This is a genomic window from Arthrobacter sp. V1I9 (genome assembly GCF_030817075.1).
Classification (GTDB): domain Bacteria; phylum Actinomycetota; class Actinomycetes; order Actinomycetales; family Micrococcaceae; genus Arthrobacter.
Genome location: NZ_JAUSYU010000001.1, coordinates 1,045,446 through 1,065,019, shown reverse-complemented (window position 1 = coordinate 1,065,019; position 19,574 = coordinate 1,045,446). Strand labels below are relative to the sequence as shown.

Annotated in this window: 22 protein-coding genes; 19 read left to right on the top strand and 3 right to left on the bottom strand. The window is 62.3% G+C overall.

The window, feature by feature from the left end; all coding sequences use genetic code 11:
- Positions 1-4: 4 nt before the first annotated feature.
- Positions 5-880, top strand: a complete 876-nt coding sequence (locus QFZ70_RS05105; protein WP_307094372.1) for a D-alanyl-D-alanine carboxypeptidase family protein — start codon at positions 5-7, stop codon at positions 878-880.
- 23 nt (positions 881-903) lie between these two features.
- Positions 904-1,308, top strand: coding sequence for a large conductance mechanosensitive channel protein MscL (mscL, locus tag QFZ70_RS05100; RefSeq protein WP_307094371.1), 405 nt, complete (start codon positions 904-906; stop codon positions 1,306-1,308).
- A gap of 66 nt (positions 1,309-1,374) precedes the next feature.
- On the opposite strand, the gene glmM is transcribed toward mscL, so the two are convergent.
- The 3 genes from glmM to rplM form a co-directional block, all read right to left on the bottom strand.
- Positions 1,375-2,736: a phosphoglucosamine mutase gene (glmM, locus tag QFZ70_RS05095; RefSeq protein ID WP_307094370.1), complete on the bottom strand. Its 1,362-nt coding sequence runs from the start codon at positions 2,734-2,736 to the stop codon at positions 1,375-1,377.
- Between the two features lie 194 nt (positions 2,737-2,930).
- Entirely contained in the window at positions 2,931-3,437 is a 507-nt protein-coding gene (rpsI, locus tag QFZ70_RS05090) for a 30S ribosomal protein S9 (protein WP_050684362.1), read from the bottom strand.
- 38 nt (positions 3,438-3,475) lie between these two features.
- A complete protein-coding gene (gene rplM / locus QFZ70_RS05085; RefSeq protein WP_015937805.1) occupies positions 3,476-3,919 on the bottom strand; it encodes a 50S ribosomal protein L13 in 444 nt (147 codons plus the stop codon).
- A gap of 306 nt (positions 3,920-4,225) precedes the next feature.
- Between rplM and QFZ70_RS05080 the strand changes: the two genes are divergently transcribed.
- The 17 genes from QFZ70_RS05080 (at position 4,226) to QFZ70_RS05000 (ending at position 19,483) form a co-directional block, all read left to right on the top strand.
- A complete protein-coding gene (locus tag QFZ70_RS05080; RefSeq protein WP_307097798.1) occupies positions 4,226-4,882 on the top strand; it encodes a prepilin peptidase in 657 nt (218 codons plus the stop codon).
- A gap of 276 nt (positions 4,883-5,158) precedes the next feature.
- Positions 5,159-5,353 carry a Flp family type IVb pilin gene (locus QFZ70_RS05075; protein ID WP_307094369.1) on the top strand — a complete coding sequence of 65 codons (195 nt, stop codon included), beginning with the start codon at positions 5,159-5,161 and terminating at the stop codon, positions 5,351-5,353.
- 140 nt (positions 5,354-5,493) lie between these two features.
- Positions 5,494-5,940, top strand: a complete 447-nt coding sequence (locus QFZ70_RS05070) for a TadE/TadG family type IV pilus assembly protein (RefSeq protein WP_307094368.1) — start codon at positions 5,494-5,496, stop codon at positions 5,938-5,940.
- On the top strand, positions 5,928-6,962 hold the full coding sequence (locus tag QFZ70_RS05065; protein ID WP_307094367.1) for a pilus assembly protein TadG-related protein: 1,035 nt from the start codon (positions 5,928-5,930) through the stop codon (positions 6,960-6,962). Before QFZ70_RS05070 ends, QFZ70_RS05065 begins: the two co-directional genes overlap by 13 nt.
- 230 nt (positions 6,963-7,192) lie before the next feature.
- The gene (locus QFZ70_RS05060; protein WP_307094366.1) at positions 7,193-7,777 is read left to right on the top strand and encodes a Flp pilus assembly protein CpaB; all 585 of its coding nucleotides are present in this window, start codon (positions 7,193-7,195) and stop codon (positions 7,775-7,777) included.
- Positions 7,774-8,970, top strand: coding sequence for an AAA family ATPase (locus QFZ70_RS05055; RefSeq protein WP_307094365.1), 1,197 nt, complete (start codon positions 7,774-7,776; stop codon positions 8,968-8,970). The genes QFZ70_RS05060 and QFZ70_RS05055 overlap by 4 nt, the downstream gene beginning before the upstream one ends.
- Positions 8,967-10,412, top strand: coding sequence for a CpaF family protein (locus QFZ70_RS05050; protein ID WP_307094364.1), 1,446 nt, complete (start codon positions 8,967-8,969; stop codon positions 10,410-10,412). The genes QFZ70_RS05055 and QFZ70_RS05050 overlap by 4 nt, the downstream gene beginning before the upstream one ends.
- Positions 10,409-11,356, top strand: a complete 948-nt coding sequence (locus QFZ70_RS05045; RefSeq protein ID WP_307094363.1) for a type II secretion system F family protein — start codon at positions 10,409-10,411, stop codon at positions 11,354-11,356. The genes QFZ70_RS05050 and QFZ70_RS05045 overlap by 4 nt, the downstream gene beginning before the upstream one ends.
- Before the next feature lie 9 nt (positions 11,357-11,365).
- Positions 11,366-12,268, top strand: coding sequence for a type II secretion system F family protein (locus QFZ70_RS05040; RefSeq protein WP_307094362.1), 903 nt, complete (start codon positions 11,366-11,368; stop codon positions 12,266-12,268).
- 286 nt (positions 12,269-12,554) lie between these two features.
- Complete coding sequence (locus QFZ70_RS05035; RefSeq protein WP_307094361.1) at positions 12,555-12,749, top strand: Flp family type IVb pilin; 195 nt, start codon at positions 12,555-12,557, stop codon at positions 12,747-12,749.
- A 95-nt stretch (positions 12,750-12,844) separates the two neighbouring features.
- Positions 12,845-13,216, top strand: a complete 372-nt coding sequence (locus QFZ70_RS05030) for a TadE family protein (RefSeq protein ID WP_307094360.1) — start codon at positions 12,845-12,847, stop codon at positions 13,214-13,216.
- Positions 13,204-14,169 (top strand): pilus assembly protein TadG-related protein, encoded by a 966-nt coding sequence (locus QFZ70_RS05025; protein ID WP_307094359.1) that lies wholly within the window; start codon positions 13,204-13,206, stop codon positions 14,167-14,169. Before QFZ70_RS05030 ends, QFZ70_RS05025 begins: the two co-directional genes overlap by 13 nt.
- A gap of 30 nt (positions 14,170-14,199) precedes the next feature.
- A complete protein-coding gene (locus tag QFZ70_RS05020) occupies positions 14,200-14,958 on the top strand; it encodes a Flp pilus assembly protein CpaB (protein ID WP_307094358.1) in 759 nt (252 codons plus the stop codon).
- Positions 14,955-16,148 (top strand): AAA family ATPase, encoded by a 1,194-nt coding sequence (locus tag QFZ70_RS05015; protein ID WP_307094357.1) that lies wholly within the window; start codon positions 14,955-14,957, stop codon positions 16,146-16,148. The genes QFZ70_RS05020 and QFZ70_RS05015 overlap by 4 nt, the downstream gene beginning before the upstream one ends.
- A complete protein-coding gene (locus QFZ70_RS05010) occupies positions 16,148-17,650 on the top strand; it encodes a CpaF family protein (protein ID WP_307094356.1) in 1,503 nt (500 codons plus the stop codon). The genes QFZ70_RS05015 and QFZ70_RS05010 overlap by 1 nt, the downstream gene beginning before the upstream one ends.
- An 8-nt stretch (positions 17,651-17,658) precedes the next feature.
- Positions 17,659-18,591 (top strand): type II secretion system F family protein, encoded by a 933-nt coding sequence (locus tag QFZ70_RS05005; RefSeq protein ID WP_307094355.1) that lies wholly within the window; start codon positions 17,659-17,661, stop codon positions 18,589-18,591.
- A gap of 7 nt (positions 18,592-18,598) precedes the next feature.
- Positions 18,599-19,483, top strand: coding sequence for a type II secretion system F family protein (locus QFZ70_RS05000; RefSeq protein ID WP_307094354.1), 885 nt, complete (start codon positions 18,599-18,601; stop codon positions 19,481-19,483).
- The last annotated feature ends 91 nt before the right edge of the window (positions 19,484-19,574 follow it).

Sequence of the window (19,574 nt, the reverse complement as noted above, 5' to 3'; positions counted from 1 at the left end):
ACAGGTGTGCTACGACTGCGCTAATCCCTCCGGACGGGCTGAAACGGCGACGAGCCGCCGCAGTTTCGCCCGCTTCCTCGCGGCGGGGGCAGGACTGACTGTGTTGGCGGCCTGCACACCGGGGGCACCCGGGGCGGCGCCGTCGTCGGGCTTCGCTTCTGCCTCTGCCTCACCGTCGCTTTCTCCCTCACCGACCACGACGGCGGAGGCCACGACTGCGGCCCCCGCACGTCCCGAGCCGTCCCCCACGCCGTCGCCCTCCTCTGCGCTGCCGCGGCAGTTCTCCCTCACCGACCCTTCCAGCCCGTGGGTCGTCGTGAACAAACACCGGCCGCTGGTCCCGGCCGACTACGTGCCGGCAAACCTCGTTCCGACTGCCGTTGCCACAACGGTTTCCGGCGAGGCAGCAATGCTGAACAGTCCGACGGCGGCCGCGGCTGAAGCGATGTTCGCGGCTGCCGCGCGGGACGGCGTAGCCATGGTCCTCGCGAGCGGGTACCGCTCCTATGGCACGCAGGTTGTCACGTACAACGGGTATGTCGCCTCCCGTGGCCAGGCCGACGCGGACACGGCCAGCGCCCGGCCCGGCTACTCCGAACACCAGACCGGCTGGGCCTTCGATATCGCGGACGGCGGGGGCGTGTGCAGCTTCCAGCCATGCTTCGCAGACCAGCCCGCAGCCGTGTGGGCGAAAGCGAACGGGCACAAGTTCGGGTTTGTGGTGCGGTACCCGTGGATGCTCCACCCGATCACCGGGTACTACTACGAGCCGTGGCACCTGCGGTACATCGGGGTGGAGACGGCCACGGACATGGTCACCCGGGGCATCAACACGCTGGAGGAGTACTTTGGCGTGGAGGCAGCGCCCGGGTATCCATAGGGCGATGGGCTAGCGTTATTTCCATGCTTACTGGATTCAAGAATTTCATTATGAAGGGCAACGTTGTTGACCTTGCCGTCGCCGTCGTTATAGGAACTGCCTTCGGCGCGGTGGTTACGGCGCTGGTGAATAAGGTGCTGATGCCGTTCGTTGCCGGGCTGGTGGGTGCCCCAAACTTCGACAGTTTCGCCAGGGTGGACCTCAACGGGAACTTTATCGAGTTCGGTGTCCTGCTGACCGCCATCGTCAACTTCCTGCTAATTTCCGCGGCCATCTACTTCGTGGTGGTGATGCCGATGAACCTGATGATCGAACGCCGGAACCGCCGGCTGGGGATCAACCAGGACGTGAAAGAGGTGTCCGCGGAGGACCCGCAGATCGCGCTTCTGACCGAGATCCGGGACGCCCTCAAGAGCCGGGCCTCGTAACTCCCCGCACCAACGCCAGCGGCCCGCCTCCCAAAGGAGGCGGGCCGCTTTGCGCTATTACGGGGGTTACTCGGAGACGAGTTCCAAAGCCAGCTCGGCCCGGACTACCTGGGCCAGGTGCTCGGCGATGGACTGTGCGGTCTCTTCGTCGGCAGCCTCCACCATTACGCGAACAACAGGTTCGGTCCCGGAGGGGCGGAGCAGGACGCGGCCGGTATCGCCCAAGGCGGCTTCGGCCGCTGCCACAGCTTGGGCCAGCACTTCGCTGCCGCCAACCCTGGTGCGGTCCACGCCCTTGACGTTGATGAGTACCTGCGGAAGCTTGGCCATTACCGTAGCCAGTTCCTTGAGCGGCTTTCCGGTCAGGGCAATCTGGGCTGCGAGCTGCAGTCCGGTGAGGACACCGTCACCGGTGGTGGCGTGGTCGGCGAATATGACGTGCCCCGACTGTTCGCCGCCGAGGTTGAAGCCGCCGTCGCGCATTTCCTCGAGGACGTACCGGTCCCCCACTGCGGTTTCGCGGATACTGATGCCGGCGTCGCGGAGCGCGATCTTGAGGCCCAGGTTGCTCATTACGGTAGCTACGAGGACGTCGTCCCTGAGCTGGCCCGAGGCTTTCAGCGCGACTGCGAGGATGGCCATGATCTGGTCGCCGTCCACCTCGTTGCCCTCGTGGTCCACGGCGAGGCAGCGGTCGGCGTCGCCGTCATGGGCAATGCCCAGGTCTGCGCTGTACTTCACCACGGCTTCTTTGAGGGGACCCAGATGGGTGGAGCCGACACCGTCGTTGATGTTGTGGCCGTCCGGGTCCGCGCCGATGACCACGACGTTCGCGCCGGCGTCCTTGAACACCTGGGGCGAGCAGCCGCTGGCGGCGCCGTGGGCGCAGTCCAGGACAACCGTGAGGCCGTCCAGCCTGTGCGGCAGCGTCTGGAGGAGGTGGACGATGTAGCGGTCTTCCGCATCGGAGAAGCGCTGGATGCGTCCGACGTCGGCTCCGACCGGGCGCACTGCTTCCTTCGACATCTGCGCCTCGATGGCGTCCTCGACCTCGTCGGGGAGCTTCTGGCCGCCGCGGGCGAAGAACTTGATGCCGTTGTCCGGCGCCGGGTTATGTGAGGCGGAGATCATCACGCCGAAGTCCGCGTCCAGATCGGCTACCAGGTAGGCGGCGGCGGGGGTGGGGAGGACGCCGGCGTCGTACACGTCAACGCCGGAGCTGGACAGCCCGGCTTCCACCGCTGCGGCGATGAATTCGCCGCTGGCCCGCGGGTCCCGCGCCACTACGGCGCGCGGCCTGGAGCCGTTGGTATTGCGGTCGTGGCCGAGCACGACGGCGGCCGCCTGGGCCAGCTGCATGGCCAGCTCCGCAGTCAACAGACCGTTCGCCAGCCCCCGGACACCATCAGTTCCAAATAATCTAGACACCGGTCAAGTCTAGAGGATGGGTTGGGTTGAGCTTGAAACCGTTGGTGAGGCGCCGCCTAATGGCTGTTGACCTGCTTTGGCACAGCGACCGGGAGCTGAAATTTCCTCCCTGCTCCTATAGCAGGAGCAGGGAGGGCAGAAACGGCAGAAGCCCGCCCCGCCAATGGCGGGACGGGCTTCTGGACAAGCGGGGATTAGCGCTTGGAGTACTGCTGAGCCTTACGGGCCTTCTTGAGACCGGCCTTCTTACGCTCGATGACGCGGGCGTCACGTGAGAGGTAACCGGCCTTCTTCAGCGTGGCCCGGTTGTTCTCGACGTCGATCTCGTTCAATGAACGGGCGATGCCGAGGCGCAGGGCGCCGGCCTGGCCGGAGATGCCGCCACCGTGGATACGGGCGATAACGTCGTAGGCACCTTCGAGATCAAGGATCTTGAAGGGCTCGTTGACGTCCTGCTGGTGCAGCTTGTTCGGGAAGTAGTTGTCCAGCGCGCGGCCGTTGATGGTCCACTTGCCGGAGCCTGGAACAACACGGACGCGTGCAACGGCTTCCTTGCGGCGGCCAACTGCTGCGCCGGCAACGGTCAGTGCCGGGCGCTCCTTCTTCGGCGCAGCGGCGTCAGCAGCTGAGCTTTCAGAGGTGTAGCTGGTCAGGGTTTCCTCAGCCTCAACGGCTTCGGTGGTCTCTTCGTTCTGAGCCACGATTCTCCTTGTATAGATAAGTTGTTTGGTGGCCAGGACTACTGGGCGACCTGGGTAATTTCGAAAGTCTTGGGCTGCTGGGCGGCGTGCGGGTGCTCAGCACCGCGGTACACCTTCAGCTTGCCCAGCTGCTGTGCAGCGAGGGAGTTCTTCGGGAGCATGCCCTTGATGGCCTTCTCAACGGCGCGGACCGGGTTGGATTCCAGCAGTTCCGCGTAGTTGACGGAGGTCAGGCCGCCCGGGTAGCCGGAGTGGCGGTAAGCGCGCTTCTGCTCCAGCTTGGCACCGGTGAGGGCGACCTTTTCAGCGTTGATGATGATGACGAAGTCGCCCATGTCCATGTGGGACGCAAAGGTTGCCTTGTGCTTGCCGCGCAGCAGGATTGCGGTCTGGCTCGCGAGACGACCAAGGACAACGTCTGTGGCGTCAATGACGTGCCACTGGCGGTTGATATCGCCGGGCTTCGGGGTGTACGTACGCACGGTGTTTGCCTCGTTCTTATTCTGGCGTTCTTGTTTAGGAGCCACTCAGGGGTGGGCACCTACTATCTGCGCGCTACCGGAACAGAGGTGAGGGCTCTATGTAACCAGTCATCCTGTGGTTCCGAATGTGCACGTTGAGTAGTTATCCTGCAACCGGATTCTCAAGCGGGCACGCACCATCGGAATAGGACACGCACAACGACTACCAAGATTAGCGCGTCAGGGGGTTCGGGGTCAAAATGGGGTAGCCGGGCGGCGCCTCAGCTCCCGCCGGCCTGACGGACGCAGGGGGTCCACGTGTTTGCAATGGGTGATGACGGCTCCGCCGGTTGGCTCCTTGTCATCGGAGCCGCGCTCCTGGGGCTGGTCCTCTCCCGCCTCGCGGAGGCCCTCATCGCCAAGTACCTTCCCAGGCTGGGCGGACTTCCCCCTCTTTCCACCAGAATCACGACGGCGGCGCTCAGCGGCGTGGCGTCCGCGGCCTTTGCGCTGCGGTTTGGAATGGGAATTTCCCTGCCTGCCTTCCTATTCCTAGCGGTTCTCGGCGTTCAACTCGCCCGGATTGACGTTGCACGACATCTGTTGCCTAACCCTCTTATATTGATGCTGCTCGCGGGCGGCTTTCCCTTGTTTTTGATGCCCGGAGTGATTAATCAGCAGGCTGATGATTTGCTGCGCGCACTGCTTGGCGCCGTCATATTGTTTACCGGCTACCTTATTTTGGGACTAATTTCCCCTGGGGCCATCGGAATGGGTGACGTGAAGCTAGCAGCGCCCGTCGGCCTCTATCTCGGGTACTTAGGTTGGAGCCAGCTGCTCTACGGCGCGCTCCTGGGCTTCATCTTGAATGGCCTGGTTACAGTGCTGATTCTCTGCCGAAAAGGCCGGGATAAAGCGTCAGAAGTAGCCCATGGACCCTCGATGCTCGGCGCCCTTGCGGCAGTCGCGCTCTTCGTCGCTTAGCCACGTGGGCGTCCTTACCCCGTCCACCTCCTAGCCGACTGCGCCCTCAATCCAAGTAGTGAATCCCAGTACTCACTCGCACTCCGAGTACTGCCCACGCTTTTCGAGTACGTACTCTTGGCGCCATTTGAAAAATTCGAGTACCACTACGCATTGTTGCCCCTATCCCCTAAATGGCAATGTCTCCTTAGCGAAGTCCAGCCGCTGAGAAATTATGGGGGCAGTTGGAAGTTCGTTGAAATTAAACGGCCCATTTCACCGAATTAAGGAACTAAAATGACCTCTCTCATGGTCTCAATGATGGCTTTTGTTGCCGGCGTCAAGGATCGCTTCTCATCTGAGAAGGGCGCAACGGCCGTTGAATACGGTCTGCTGGTTGCACTGATAGCCGCTGTAATTGTGGGGATTGTCGTCACGCTCGGAACCGAAATCCGGACGGCTTTTACGACGATATCCAACCAACTCCCGTAGCCGGTGCATCAAGGATGGGGAGATTGGGCCGACCCAATCTCCCCATCCTCTCTGAGCAGCGACCTGGTCAGCCGATGCAGCGTGCTCACCCACTTCCTAAACCTTAAGCATTTGCCACGGGAAAAGAATTTGGTACTACCATGACGAACAGCCGTGCTGCCCGAATCACCCGCAAACCTTACGGCCACGAGGCTGGCGCGGCTGCTGTTGAATTCGCGCTTATTTTGCCACTATTCCTTTGCCTCGTACTTGGGATCGCTGAAATTGGACGCGCCTTCAACATTCAAGTCTCTCTGACCGAAGCCGCACGCGAAGCAGCTCGATATGCCGCCATACACAGCGCCGAAGAGGGCTACTCGGCTGCTGGCGCACAGGCTGCCGGTGTGGCAGCAGCGCCCTCCGTAGCGCTGACCGCTGCAAACGTCGGTGTCAGTTACTCGTCTGGCGCTACCTGTACCACCGCTGGCAATGCCGTGGTCACTGTCACCTATTCCACCCCCTGGATAACAGGCTTTCCCAATCTCATACCGGGTATGCCCGCCAACCTCTCAATTCAAGGCAAAGGGGTTATGCGATGCGGCGGCTGAGATCAGTAACGGGCGAACGGGGTGCCATCGCTCCCCTGGCGGCGTTGACCATGGTGGCCCTACTGGGTTTCACCGCCTTTGCCGTGGACGTAGCCGCAATGTATTCAGAGCACGCCCAACTGCAGAACGGGGCCGATGCAGCAGCCCTCTCGATCGCCCAGGATTGCTTGGAGACGCCGCCGGCAGCCGGCTGTGCTGCCCCAGCCACCGAGGCTGCCGCGATGGCTAATCAGAATGCCCTGGACGCCAACACCAACATTGTCAGTGCGACCGTGAACGCCGGTGTCGTCAACGTCACCACGCAGTCCAAGGACACTTCCGGTAACAACCACTTCTCGTTGTCCTTCGCGCGGGCCTTGGGAATCCAGACTGCCGATATCCGTGCAACGGCTCAGGCTAAATTCGGCGGTTTCGCGGCAGGCAATGTCGTCCCACTGACTTTTTCAAAATGCGAATCGGACCCCTTTTTCACTGAGGACCTCCAATTCTTCCCGGCGCATGGAAGCTCTCTCGCCTCGCACCCGCTATACGAATGCACTACCCCGTCATCCTCGGGACTGGAAATTCCCGGCGGTTTCGGCTGGCTGGACGACCCTTCCCACGACTGCAGCGTCAAGGTGGACATTGCGGACCCATGGGTCGGCACAGACACCGGTAACGACTACAACAGCGACTGCGCAACCATGATGAACCGGTGGGGTGCCATCCTGGCGGACTCGTCAAAGACCGTAGAGATTCTGGTCCCGATTTTCGACAACCGGCGCGGCACCGGCTCAAACGCCGAATTCCATCTCGAAGCCTTCGCGCATATCTCCCTTCGCGGTTGGCATCTGAAGGGTGGCAGCGGCCTGCCCGAAACGTTTATGACCTCCGAGGCCACGGCCCTTTCGAATTCCTTGAACCTTAAGAACAGCGATCTTGGAGTCTTCGGCCGCTTTATCAAGAAGATCTCCCTGGCCGAGGCTATGACTCTTGGAGGACCGACAACATACGGGGCCACGGGCGCCCAACTAATCAATTGACGCCTTTATGCACCACCTGGGACTGGAGCAGCCAGCTCAGCCGAGAATGAACCAAAGGAGATAGACAAGTGAAGAACCGCCTTCTGGGAGGCATCATAGCGCTTGTGCTCGCGGTAGTTGGCACAATGCTCCTAGTCTCATATGTCCAGGGCTCCGAAGCCAGGGCCCAAGCGAATTTACAGCCAGTACAAGTATTAGTAGTCGAAAAACAGATTCCACGCGGTGCCACCGTGGATCAGATACAGGATTCGGTGCGGCTGGCGTCGTTACCCGGCGCATCCGTACCCAATGGAGCTCTTAAAAGCCTTGATGGCCTGAACGATAAGGTGGCCGCCGCTGACCTGGTACCCGGTGAGGCCCTCCTGGGCGTCCGTTTGGTCGATCCCATTAGCCTTGCCGCACCCGGTTCGGTCCCGGTGCCCGAGGGAATGCAGGAAGTTTCCGTTCAACTTGAGGCCCAGCGCGTCGTTGGAGGCCGCATTGCCGCCGGTGACACCGTGGGCATCGTGGCGTTGGTCTCAGCTGGCACCGGTACAGGTGCAGGCGAGGAGATGGGTCAGCAACTCTTCCACAAGGTCCTTGTCACCAGCGTCCAGCGCTCCACAGCAAAGGCCTCGTCCTCCGGAGACGAGGCAGAGCAGGCAAATACCCAACTGCCAGAGGGCCAACTGCTGGTTACATTCGCCCGGAATGACGTGGACGCAGCAAAAATCGCCTTCGCTGCAGAATTCGGAAAGCTGTGGCTCACTAAGGAACCCAGCTCCGCCACAGAAAGCAGTCCAACCGTTGTGAAAAAGACGGAGCTTTTCAAATGAGCAGGTTCATAGCGGTCACCGCGGACAGAGCTTTCTCCCAGCGCGCCCAAGAAGCCGTCAAGGGACTTCACGGCAATATTCAGGTTCTGCCGGCCGACTATCTTCCCCCAAGTCCCGAAGATATCCTCCGGGCGGTAAGTGCCGAACCCGCAGAAGTTGTTCTTTTGGGTCCGGGTTTGCCGGCAGAAGATGCAATCCGGATGGGCAGTCTTTTCGACCTGCAATTTCCGGAGATCAGCGTTGTCCTGGTCACGGAGGTTGACGAGGGAATTGCGTTACCGGCCATGCGTGCCGGGATCCGTGATCTGTTGCCGCCGGATGCATCAAGCGATGACATCAGAAAGATGCTGGAGCGAGCCAGCTTAACCGCCGCCAGCCGGCGCCGGGGACTCGGGGCCACCCTTTCCGAACCCAAGACCGGTGGCCGGATCATCGCCGTAATGTCACCCAAAGGCGGTGTGGGCAAGACCACTGTTACCACCAACCTGGCAGTGGCGCTGGGCAAGATCGCCCCCATGAGCGTCGTGGTACTGGACCTCGACTTACAGTTTGGGGACGTAGCCAGTGGCTTACTGATGGAGCCGGAGCGGACACTGGCTGACGCGGTGACCGGAGCGGCCGTCCAGGACACCCTGGTCCTGAAGTCTTACTTGACGCTGCACAACAGCGGCATTTACGCGCTTTGCGCTCCGGCCAATCCTGCCCAGGCTGATCACATCACCGGCGAGCAAGTGGCGCATCTGATCCGGCAGTTAGCCGACGAATTCCAGTATGTTGTGGTCGACACAGCGCCCGGGCTGGGGGATCACTTGTTGGCCACCCTTGATCAAGCGACCGATGCAGTCTGGGTTTGCGGCATGGACGTACCGAGTATCAGGGGGCTGCGGACTGGCTTCCAGATTCTTACGGAGCTGGATCTTATGCCGGACAAACGTCACGTTGTATTGAATTTCGCTGATCGGAAGAGCGGGCTGTCAGTGCAGGACGTGGAGGCTACCATCAGCCGGCCGGTCGATATCGTCCTGCCGCGTTCGAGGGCTGTCCCATTCTCCACCAACAAAGGGGTTCCTCTCCTGCAGGAGGGCAGCCGCGACGGCGTGGCCCGCGGACTCGGACAACTGGCTGAAAGGTTCAAACCGGGCTGGGAAGAACGACCCCACAAGAAGCTTCACAGAAGGGCGCTGGTCTCATGAGTCTTACACGAAGGTTAGATGCCGCACGCGGTCTGGGTGCCCCCGGGGAGACGGGCGCACAAGCGCCGGCCATCCCTTGGGCTTCGGCGAGTCTGGAGCCGTCAGGATATCCAACGGCCTCGCAGGAAGCCCATAACCACAGCAATGAGTCGAACGAAGCGTTGGCTTCCGTGAAGGACCGGGCCGGTGTGGCACTTTACGAGCGGATGGGCAGCCGAATCACAGACAGCTCCTTGGAGGATTCAGAACTCCAGCAGTACGTAAAAGATGAGCTCCGGAAAATCATCGAGGAAGAAGAGATCCCGCTCACGCTCTCTGAGCGCGGACGCCTGGTGCAGGAGATTATCGATGACGTCCTTGGGCTGGGTCCCCTTGAGAAGCTCCTCAGCGACAGCGACATCACCGAAATCATGGTGAATGGGCCCGAAAGGATCTATGTCGAACGTAAGGGAAAACTAACACTCACCGGGTCCCGCTTTACCGGTGAAGAGCACCTTCGGCGTGTGATCGAGCGGATTGTTACCAAAGTTGGTCGCCGGATTGACGAGTCATCGCCGCTGGTGGACGCACGCCTCAGCGATGGATCGCGCGTCAACGCGATCATTCCGCCCCTGGCCGTGAGCGGTTCATCATTAACCATCCGCAAGTTCGGCCAGGTACCGCTCACAGTCAACAACCTCATCTCCCTCGGATCTATGTCCCCGGAAATGGCCGAACTCCTGCAGGCATGCGTGCGAGCACGGCTCAACATTATTGTTTCCGGAGGCACCGGTACCGGGAAGACCACCATGCTTAATGTGCTCTCGTCGTTCCTGCCGTCCGATGAACGAATCGTGACCATTGAGGACGCAGTTGAACTTCAACTTCAGCAAGACCACGTGATCCGGCTAGAAAGCAGGCCACGGAATATCGAAGGCAAGGGCGAGATTACCATTCGGGATCTGGTACGGAACTCGTTGCGGATGCGCCCGGACCGTATAGTCATCGGCGAAGTTCGTGGCGGTGAGTCCCTGGACATGCTGCAGGCCATGAACACGGGCCACGACGGCTCCATTTCTACAGTCCACGCCAACTCGCCAAGGGATGCCATTTCACGTTTGGAAACGCTGGTCCTGATGGCAGGCATGGACCTCCCGTTGCGGGCCATCCGCGAGCAAATTGCCTCGGCCATAAACGTCATCGTCCATATCTCCCGGCTTCGCGACGGGACCCGCCGCGTCACGCACGTCACCGAAGTGCAGGGAATGGAGGGCGACGTCGTTACCCTCCAGGATGCCTTCACTTTTGACTACAGCGCGGGGGTTGACGCCGACGGCAGGTTCCTTGGTCGGGCGAAACCAACAGGGGTCCGCCCCCGGTTCGTCGACCATTTCGCTGAACTCGGCATCCCCATCTCGCCAGCGGTATTCGGCGCTGCGCCCACCGGAGGTGGATTCCGGTGACGGTCACCCATCCCCTGTTCCTGGCGGCCGGACTTGCCCTCTGTTTCGGTGCGGTCGCGGTGCTCCTGCTCATAACCTTTGGAAGCAGCACGGGACAGATCGCGTTATCCCGGCGCCGGCCAGGGGTGGTGGCGGGTCCGTCCCTCCTCACGCGCGCCACGGATTCCGCCACCGCCTACCTGGAACGAAACGTCAGCCGGAATGCTGCGTTCGGCAGCAGGGCTTCCCTGGAACAGGCCGGCCTCAAGATGCGCCAGGCCGACTTCATCCTTCTGGTGGCCTGCATCGCTGTTACAGCCGGAGTCATAGGCTTCATTTTGTATGGCTTCCTGGCCGCGCTCCTATTGTCTGCAGCCACTCCGTTGGTGGCAAGGCTGACCCTCAACGTCCTTTCAGGTCGCCGGCGGACCCGGTTCGACGTCCAACTCGGCGACACCTTACAGATGCTGGCCGGGGGCCTCCGTGCGGGGCACAGCCTGATGCGCTGCGTGGATGCGGTCGCCCAGGAAGCCGATGCGCCTACTTCCGAGGAATTCGCGCGGCTCGTGAACGAGTCCCGGCTGGGTCGTGACCTGCAGGAGTCCATGCAGGATGCTGCGGTCCGCATGCGGAGCGAGGACTTCAGTTGGATCGGGCAGGCCATCGAGATTCACCGGGAGGTTGGCGGAGACCTTGCCGAGGTCCTGGACCAGGTTGGTGAGACCATCCGGGAGCGAAGCCAGATCAAGGGTCAAGTCAAGGCGCTCAGCGCAGAAGGCCGCCTTTCTGCCTATGTCCTGATCGCCTTGCCCGTGGGCATGTTCCTGTACATGTCGGTAGCAGGTAGCGCCTACATTTCCACTCTCTATACCTCTGTCATCGGATGGGTCTTACTCGGAGTGGCGCTGGTCCTTTTGGCAGTCGGATCCTTCTGGCTTAGCCGTGTCGTCAAGATCAAGTTCTAGGAGGCGACCATGACACCCATGGCGTGGCTTTTTATTGGTCTGATCGTTCTTCCCATTGGCTTTATGGCCTGGGTGCTCGTTGCCGTAGACCGGCGTGGGTTTGCGGCGGTCCAGTCGAACCTTAGCCGGGGTCGTTTCGGCGGTGCTGGCCTTGACGGTTCGCAGACACCGCGGACGGACGCAACCGGTCCATCCGACCTTGGCTTGCGCCTCACCCCCAGCCGCTACGCGGCCTGGCTCGACGGGCTGCTTGCCCGCGCAGGCCGGCCGGCGCAGCTGCCCCTCGACAGGCTGTTGATCGCCAAACCTGCCCTCGCGCTTATCGCCTGCATCCTGGGCATCCTGATGATCAGCAAGAACCTGACAGCACCTGCAGTAACGTTCGTGGCGCTTGCAGCTGCTTTGGCCTACTTCATCCCAGACATCCTGATCCACGGGCGCGGCGCGGAACGGCAGAAAGCCATGGAACTGGAACTGCCCAACACGCTGGACCAGATGCTCATCTCCGTGGAAGCCGGCCTCGGATTCGAATCAGCGATGGCCCGGGCCGCACAAAACGGGAAGGGACCGCTGGCCTTCGAACTGACACGTACTCTCCAGGACATGCAAGTTGGCAGGAGCCGCCGGGACGCGTACCTGGCTTTGGCCTCGCGGACGGACGTACCGGACCTCCGGACATTCGTTCGGGCAGTGGTCCAGGCCGATGTCTACGGCGTCGCCATCGCCGGCGTTCTCCGGATCCAGGCAAAGCAGATGCGTGTGAAGCGTCGGCAGCGGGCTGAGGAGAAAGCCATGAAACTGCCCATCAAGGTGCTGTTCCCGCTGATGTTCTGCATCCTGCCCGTGCTCTTTATCGTGATCATCGGCCCGGCTGTCATCAATGTGATGGCTAGTTTCGCAGGGAACCTTTAGGTCCTGCTGATCTCCACGCATCTAAGGCGCCCCAAGAACCGGACCCCCTCGGCACCCAGAACCGAGGGGGTCCTCTATGTCTCAAGGCATGTTCAAAACCAGCGTTAGCGCAGCCGGAAGCAAGCAAAAGCGCAGGAAAAGCACGGGACTGAAAGCGTTTGCGCAGGATGTCCCAAGATACCGATTTCGGCCCCTTTTTGGTTGCTAACTTCATATCAGTGCTGGTGCAGGGCCAGCCATCCGACTCGCTCAGGAGTACACAATGCTTTCTCTCTACACTAACCTCATGATCCGTCTACGCAACGACGAAAAGGGCGCTACCGCCGTTGAATACGGCATTATGGTCGCTCTAATTGCCGTCGCCATCATTATTGCCGTCAGTACCCTCGGTGGCACGCTTTCCGGCCTCTTCGAAAACGTCGAAGGCAAGATCCCCGGGGCCCCGGCCGCTCCCGCAGCAGGCACCGGCACCGGGGGCTAAGAAGTAGCCCGTTCGGTTCCGGACCCCATATCGGAACCGCACCGCCTCGCGCAGCAGGGCCCAGAATACGAGTCACTCAAGAGGAGGTGCAGCAGGTGTCACACGATTCGGAGCGCGGAGCAGCCGCCGTCGAATTCGCGATCCTGCTGCCCCTCCTCTTGATGCTGGTGCTGGGAACCATCGAGTTCGGACGGGCCTACAACGCCCAGATCACCCTCACCAATGCAGCCCGAGACGGCGTACGCTACATGGCCATCGTGAAGGATCCGGCCGAAGCCAAGAAGAAAGCCCAGGCTGCGGCCGCGTCGGTCAGTACCATCCCCACCTCGGACATCAAGCTGAGTACCGAAGTGTGCTCGGAGGGTGCCCAAGTGACGCTCACCATCAAGTACAACCTGTCCACCATTACAGGCATTGCAGGACCGTTCCCCATGACGGGCAAAGGAGTCATGCTGTGCGGCGGCTGACCCAGAACGGAGCAACAAACGAACGCGGCGCCATCTCGGTCATCGTTGCCATCCTCCTGGTGACCCTGCTCGGCTTCGTGGCGATCGCCGTTGACGTCGGAGTCATCTACTCGGAACGCGCACAACTGCAAAGCGGGGCGGACGCCTCCGCCATCGCAATGGCGCAGAAATGTGCCAAGAACCTCAACGATCCAGCCTGTTCAACGACGTCCGAGCTAGCCGCCAGCCTCGCCAACCAGAACGCCTTGGACGGCATGAGCACGGTATACGGCATACAGCTCGACAAGACCGCTCGGACCGTCTCAGTCACCACCAGCGCGAAGGAAACCAGGGGCGTGGACAACTCTGTCTCCCTCTTCTTCGCCAACGCCCTCGGCATCCCCACCAAAGAAGTCGGCGCCAAATCATCCGCGGTGTGGGGAAGCCCTTCCAAAGGTCCGGTTATCCTTCCGCTGGCAATTGCCCACTGCAAACTGAACATCCCGGCCGGCGGAACGCAGGGTACGGAACAACTGCTGGAGCAGTCCGTCAATGGATGCGGCGGTATCCCAGGCGGGTTCGGCTGGATACAGACGACTTCCACAAAATGCGCCATAACGGCAACAGCTGGCGCGTCCAACAGTTCCGGCATCTGGTTCTCCAGCGACACCGGCGCAAGTGTGCCTTCCGCGTGCACCGCCGCCGACTTTACGCAGATGAACAACCAGACAGTCCTCCTGCCCTTGTACGACATAGCGACAGGAACCGGTTCCTCGGGCAAGTACTACATCAAGGGCTTCGCCGCGTTCCATGTCACGGGCTACCACTTCGCCAGCATCAGCTGGACTGCGGGATCGAAAGTGGATAACAAGGCCATTCGTGGCTACTTCGTAAAGTACGTTTCGCTGGCCCAAGGTTTCGAACTCGGCAACACCACAGACTATGGGGCGTCCATCGCCCGCCTCACCCTCTGACCACAACATCAAGAAACCACGGAGTTGAAAGTGAAGTCTCGCCTGCTCGCCGGAACGGCCGCGGTTGCCCTGGCGCTCGTGGGAGCCATCCTCATCTTCGTCTACGCGAACGGCGCGGACCAGCGGGCACTGGCATCAACGGAACCCGTGGAAGTCCTTGTGGTCAAGACCGCAATCCCCGCCGGCACTCCGGTCAATGACATGACTGCCTCACTCGTAGTCGAGAAGGTACCGGCCGCCGGAGTGTCCGATTCCGCCCTCAGCACCTTGGACAACAAAGCCGGCACAGTCGCCGCCGTTGACCTGGTCCCCGGCGAACAGCTCCTGGCCGAGCGGCTTGTCGCCCCCGCAGACGTCAAAGCTGAAGGCGCCGTCGAGGTGCCCGCAGGCATGCAGGAAGTCTCCTTCCAGCTGGAGCCCCAGCGCGTAGTGGGCGGCCGGATCAACGTGGGTGACCATGTGGGCATCTCTCTGAACTTTGAGAACGGCACCGACAAGGCCGCCGCCGGTGATGCCACCACCCAGCTCACCCTCCGCAAGGTCCTGGTTACTGCCGTCCAGCGCGCACCCCAGACAGCGAGCGCCGAGACACCCGCCCAGGGCGAAGCGGACCCGGCAGACACCACCCTCCCCGAAGGCTCCCTCATGCTGACCGTAGCGGTCACCGACGTGGATGCCAGCAGGATTATCTTCACCTCAATCAATGGCACCCTCTGGCTCACCAAGGAACCCCTGAACGCCAAGGACAACGGACCCAGGATCGAACGAAAGGACGTGGTGTACAAGTGAGCCGCTTCGTCCTCCTCTCCCCCAACGGCGAGTTCGACCAGAAGCTGCGCGCCGCCGTCGCGAACGGCCTCCGCGGCTCCGTCCAGACCATCGCCTCGGACATCCTCCCTGCCGGCCCGCAGGAGCTGTTCTCCCTCCTCAACCAGGAGCAGCCGGAAGTTCTGGTCATCGGACCCGACGTCCCTTACGAAGAGGCACTGCGGTTCGCCAAGGTCTTCGACGTCCAGCTTCCCGGGCTCAGCCTGGTGCTGGTCAGCGACGTGGACCAGTCCTTCCTCCTGCACGCCATGCGCGCCGGCATCCGGGACATCCTCAGCCCACAGGCGGACGCGGCTGAAATCCGGGTGCTCCTGGAGCGCGCCTGCCAGTCCTTCGCCACCCGGCACCGCGGCCCAGAAACACAGGCTGAAAACGGCGGCAAGGGCCTGGTGATCGGTGTCTTCTCCCCCAAGGGCGGAGTCGGCAAAACAACCCTCGCCACCAATATCGCCATCGGCCTGGGCCAGATCGCTCCCATGAGCGTTGTCATCGTGGACCTGGACCTGCAGTTCGGCGACGTCGCCTCGGGCCTGTACCTCAACCCCGAGCACACCGTCACGGACGCCGTCTCGCCAGCAGCAGCCCAGGACTCCCTAGTTCTCAAGGCCTTCCTCACCGTGCACCCGGCCGGCATCTACGCCCTCTGCGCGCCGCCCAACCCGGTGGACGCGGACCACATCACGCCCGAACAGATCACCAGGCTGCTCGAGCAACTGGCCCAGGAATTCCAGTACGTGGTCCTCGACACTGCCCCCGGCATGCCCGAAATCGGCCTCGCCGCCATGGAACAGTGCACAGACGTCGTCTGGGTCAGCGCGATGGACATCCCCAGCCTGCGCGGCCTGCGCTCCGGCCTCGAGGTGCTCCGGCAGCTGGAAATCATGCCCGAATCCCGCCATGTTGTCCTGAACATGGCCGACGCCAAGTCCGGGCTCGACGTCCGCGACGTCGAATCCACCATCGGCGCGCCCGTGGACGTCAGCATCCCCCGGTCCCGCGCCGTGGCGCTCTCCACCAACCGCGGCATCCCCGTCCTCCAGGAATCCAAAAAGGACCCCGCCGTTAAGAGCCTCCGCCAACTCGTCGAGCGGTTCAACCCGGCCTGGCGTGCCCAGGCCCAGCGCAAACTTCACCGAAGGGTGGTCATCTGATGAAGCTCTCCGAGCGGATCAGCGCGGTCCAGGACCGCAACCAGGCGCCCGGCAGCAACGTCGCCGTGGTCGAAGCGCCGCGCCCCGCTGCTCCTGCCGCGCCCTCGGCCATCCCGACGGCGGAGGGGCACCTTTCCGCGCGCCCCGCCGTCGTGCCTGCGCCCGAGACCGGCGCGCAGTTGGTGCCCACCGCGCCCAAGGTGGACGTCTTCGCAGCCATGAAGCACCGGGCAGCCACCGCCCTTTTCGAGCGGATGGGCTCCCGCTTCAACGACGCCGCCGTCACCGAGCAGGAACTCCGGGCCACCGCCAAGGAAGAGCTGACCCGGATCATCGACGCCGAACAGGTCCCGCTCAGCGCCGACGAACGCACCCGGCTGGTCCGGGACGTTGCCGACGACGTCCTGGGCTACGGCCCCCTCCAGCGCCTGCTGGACGACCCGGCCGTTACCGAAATCATGGTCAACCGGATGGACCAGATCTACGTGGAGCGGAAGGGCAAACTGACCCTCAGCGAGTCCCGTTTCAGTTCCGAAGAACACCTGCGCAAGGTCATTGAGCGGATCGTCTCCAAGGTGGGGCGCCGCATCGACGAGTCCTCCCCCCTGGTGGACGCCCGGCTTGAGGACGGTTCCCGTGTGAACGCCGTCATCCCGCCGCTTGCCGTGGGCGGTTCCTCACTCACCATCCGTAAGTTCAGCAAAACTCCGTTAACGGTCCAGAACCTGATCGATTTCGGAACCCTGACGCCGGAGATGGCCGAGCTGCTCAACGCCTGCGTCAAAGCCAAGCTCAACATCATCGTCTCCGGCGGTACAGGCACCGGCAAGACCACGCTGCTCAACGTGCTGTCCTCCTTCCTCCCGTCCGACGAACGGATCGTCACCATTGAGGATGCCGTGGAACTGCAAATCCAGCAGCAGCACGTGGTCCGGCTCGAAAGCCGGCCTCCCAACACCGAGGGCAAGGGTGAAGTCACCATCCGCGAACTGCTCCGGAACTCGCTGCGTATGCGCCCTGACCGGATTGTGGTGGGTGAGGTCCGCGGCGGGGAATCGCTGGACATGCTCCAGGCCATGAATACCGGCCACGACGGTTCCCTTTCCACCGTTCACTCCAACTCCCCCCGCGACGCCGTGGCCCGACTCGAGACCTTGGTGCTGATGGCCGGCATGGACCTGCCGCTGCGGGCCATCCGTGAACAGATTGCCTCCGCCGTCAACCTCATCGTCCAGATATCCCGCCTGCGCGACGGCTCCCGCCGCATCACCCACGTCACCGAAGTCCAGGGCATGGAAGGAGACATCGTGACCCTCCAGGACGCATTCGTCTTCGACTACTCCGCCGGCGTCGACGCCCAGGGACGCTTCATGGGCAAGCCTGTTGCCACCGGCATCAGGCCACGGTTCATCGACCGGTTCGAGGACCTGGGCATCCATGTCTCGCCCGCAGTCTTTTCCGGTCCCCAGGCCCCCGCAACCCAAACCACCCCCGGAAGATAGGCACGGCAATGATTCTTGCTGTTGGAGCAGTCGTCCTGCTTGTGGCCGTCAGCCTGCTGGGCGTGGCGGTGCTTTTGCCGAGCGCGCCAGAGGTGCCGCTGGACCGCCGTCGCCCCTTTGAGCCCGAGCCGCCGTCGTCAATCGCCCGCCTGGCGCTCTCCGCCGTGCGGTCCTTCGAACGTCTCCTGCACGGACGCCACGTCTCCCTGTTCTCCCGGCCGGAACTCGAAAACGCCGGGCTCCGCCTAAGCCAGGCCGAGTTCTTCCTCCTGGTGGGCATCGGGGCCGGCATCGGAATGCTCGTGGGTGTTGTCACGGTAGGACCGCTGATGGGAATCCTGCTGGCCATCCTCGCGCCGTTCGTGGGGAAACTGGTCCTGGGATTCCTGGCCGGAAAACGCCGCGCCACCTTCGACAGCCAGCTCGGCGATACCCTCCAACTGCTCTCCGGCGGCCTCCGTGCCGGCCACAGCATCCTGCGCGCCATCGATGCTGCAGCAAGCGAATCGCAGAAGCCGACGTCGGAGGAGATGCGCCGGGTGATCACCGAGACCAGCCTGGGCCGTGACCTACTGGCCGCCCTCAACGACACCGCCGAGCGGATGAAAAACGAGGACTTTGTCTGGATCTCACAGGCCATTCAGATCAACCGCGAAGTGGGCGGCAACCTGGCCGACGTCCTGGACCAGGTGAACGAGACCATCCGCGAGCGCGCCGAAATCAAGGGACACATCAAAGCCCTGGCGGCGGAGGGCAAGTTCTCTGCCTACATCCTCATCGCCATGCCCTTCGGCATCGTGGCCATGCTGCTGGCCGTCAGCCCCACCTACATGAACTCGATGTTCACCCACCCCCTGGGCTGGATCATGATCGGCGCCTCGTTTGTCCTCATGACCATCGGTGCGCTGTGGATGCGCAAGATCATCGACCTGAAGTTCTGAGGAAGCCATGAACCTGATAGTTCTCCTCTCCATCCTGCTGGTTTGTATCCCCGTCGCCGGGCTGGCCTGGTCCGTCCTCACCGTGGACAAGCAGGGCCGCCTCGCCGTCAATGATCTCCTGTCCCGCGGGGCCGCCCCACTCACAGTCGTTGAAGCCGCAAAGCCCGGCCTGCTCGAGGGTATCGGCCGGCGCCTCACACCGCCGTCGTACGTCTCGTTCCTGGACCGCCTGCTCGCCCTCGCGGGCCGGCCCGCCACGATGCCGCTGGGCAAAGTCCTGGGCTCCAAGCTGGGGTTGGGCCTGGCGGGCGCCACCGCCGGCATCTACCTAACCTCCATCGGAAGCACTCCCCTGATGAAGCTCGCGGGCCTGTTTCTGCTCGTCCTCGGGTATTTCATCCCCGACCTCCTGCTCTACAGCAAAGGGCAGGAACGCCAGAAAGTGATGCAGCTGGAACTGGCCAACACGCTGGACCAGATGCTGATCTCCGTGGAGGCCGGCCTGGGCTTCGAAGGGGCCATGGCCCGCGCCGGCGATAACGGCAAAGGACCGCTGGCGGAAGAGCTTGTCCGCACTCTGCAGGACATGCAGGTAGGCCGCAGCCGCCGGGAGTCCTACGTTGCGCTGGCCGAAAGGACCAACATTCCGGAGCTGCGCAGTTTTGTCCAGGCCGTGGTCCAGGCGGATACGTACGGCATCGCCATCAGCCGGGTGCTCCGCGTCCAGGCGAAAGTGATGCGTGTAAAGCGCCGCCAACGCGCCGAGGAAAAGGCCATGAAACTGCCAGTGATGATTCTGTTTCCGCTGTTGTTCTTCATTTTTCCGGTCCTCTTCATCGCAATTCTCGGGCCGGCCGTCATCAACGCGGTGGTGACATTCAGCGGGCAATAAGCCCCGCAGCGAGGCTGCAAAAATGCCTCAAGTTTTACACAGGATCACCCGAAATAGGCCAGCCAACTAATTCCAGGAAGTAGCCTTGAAG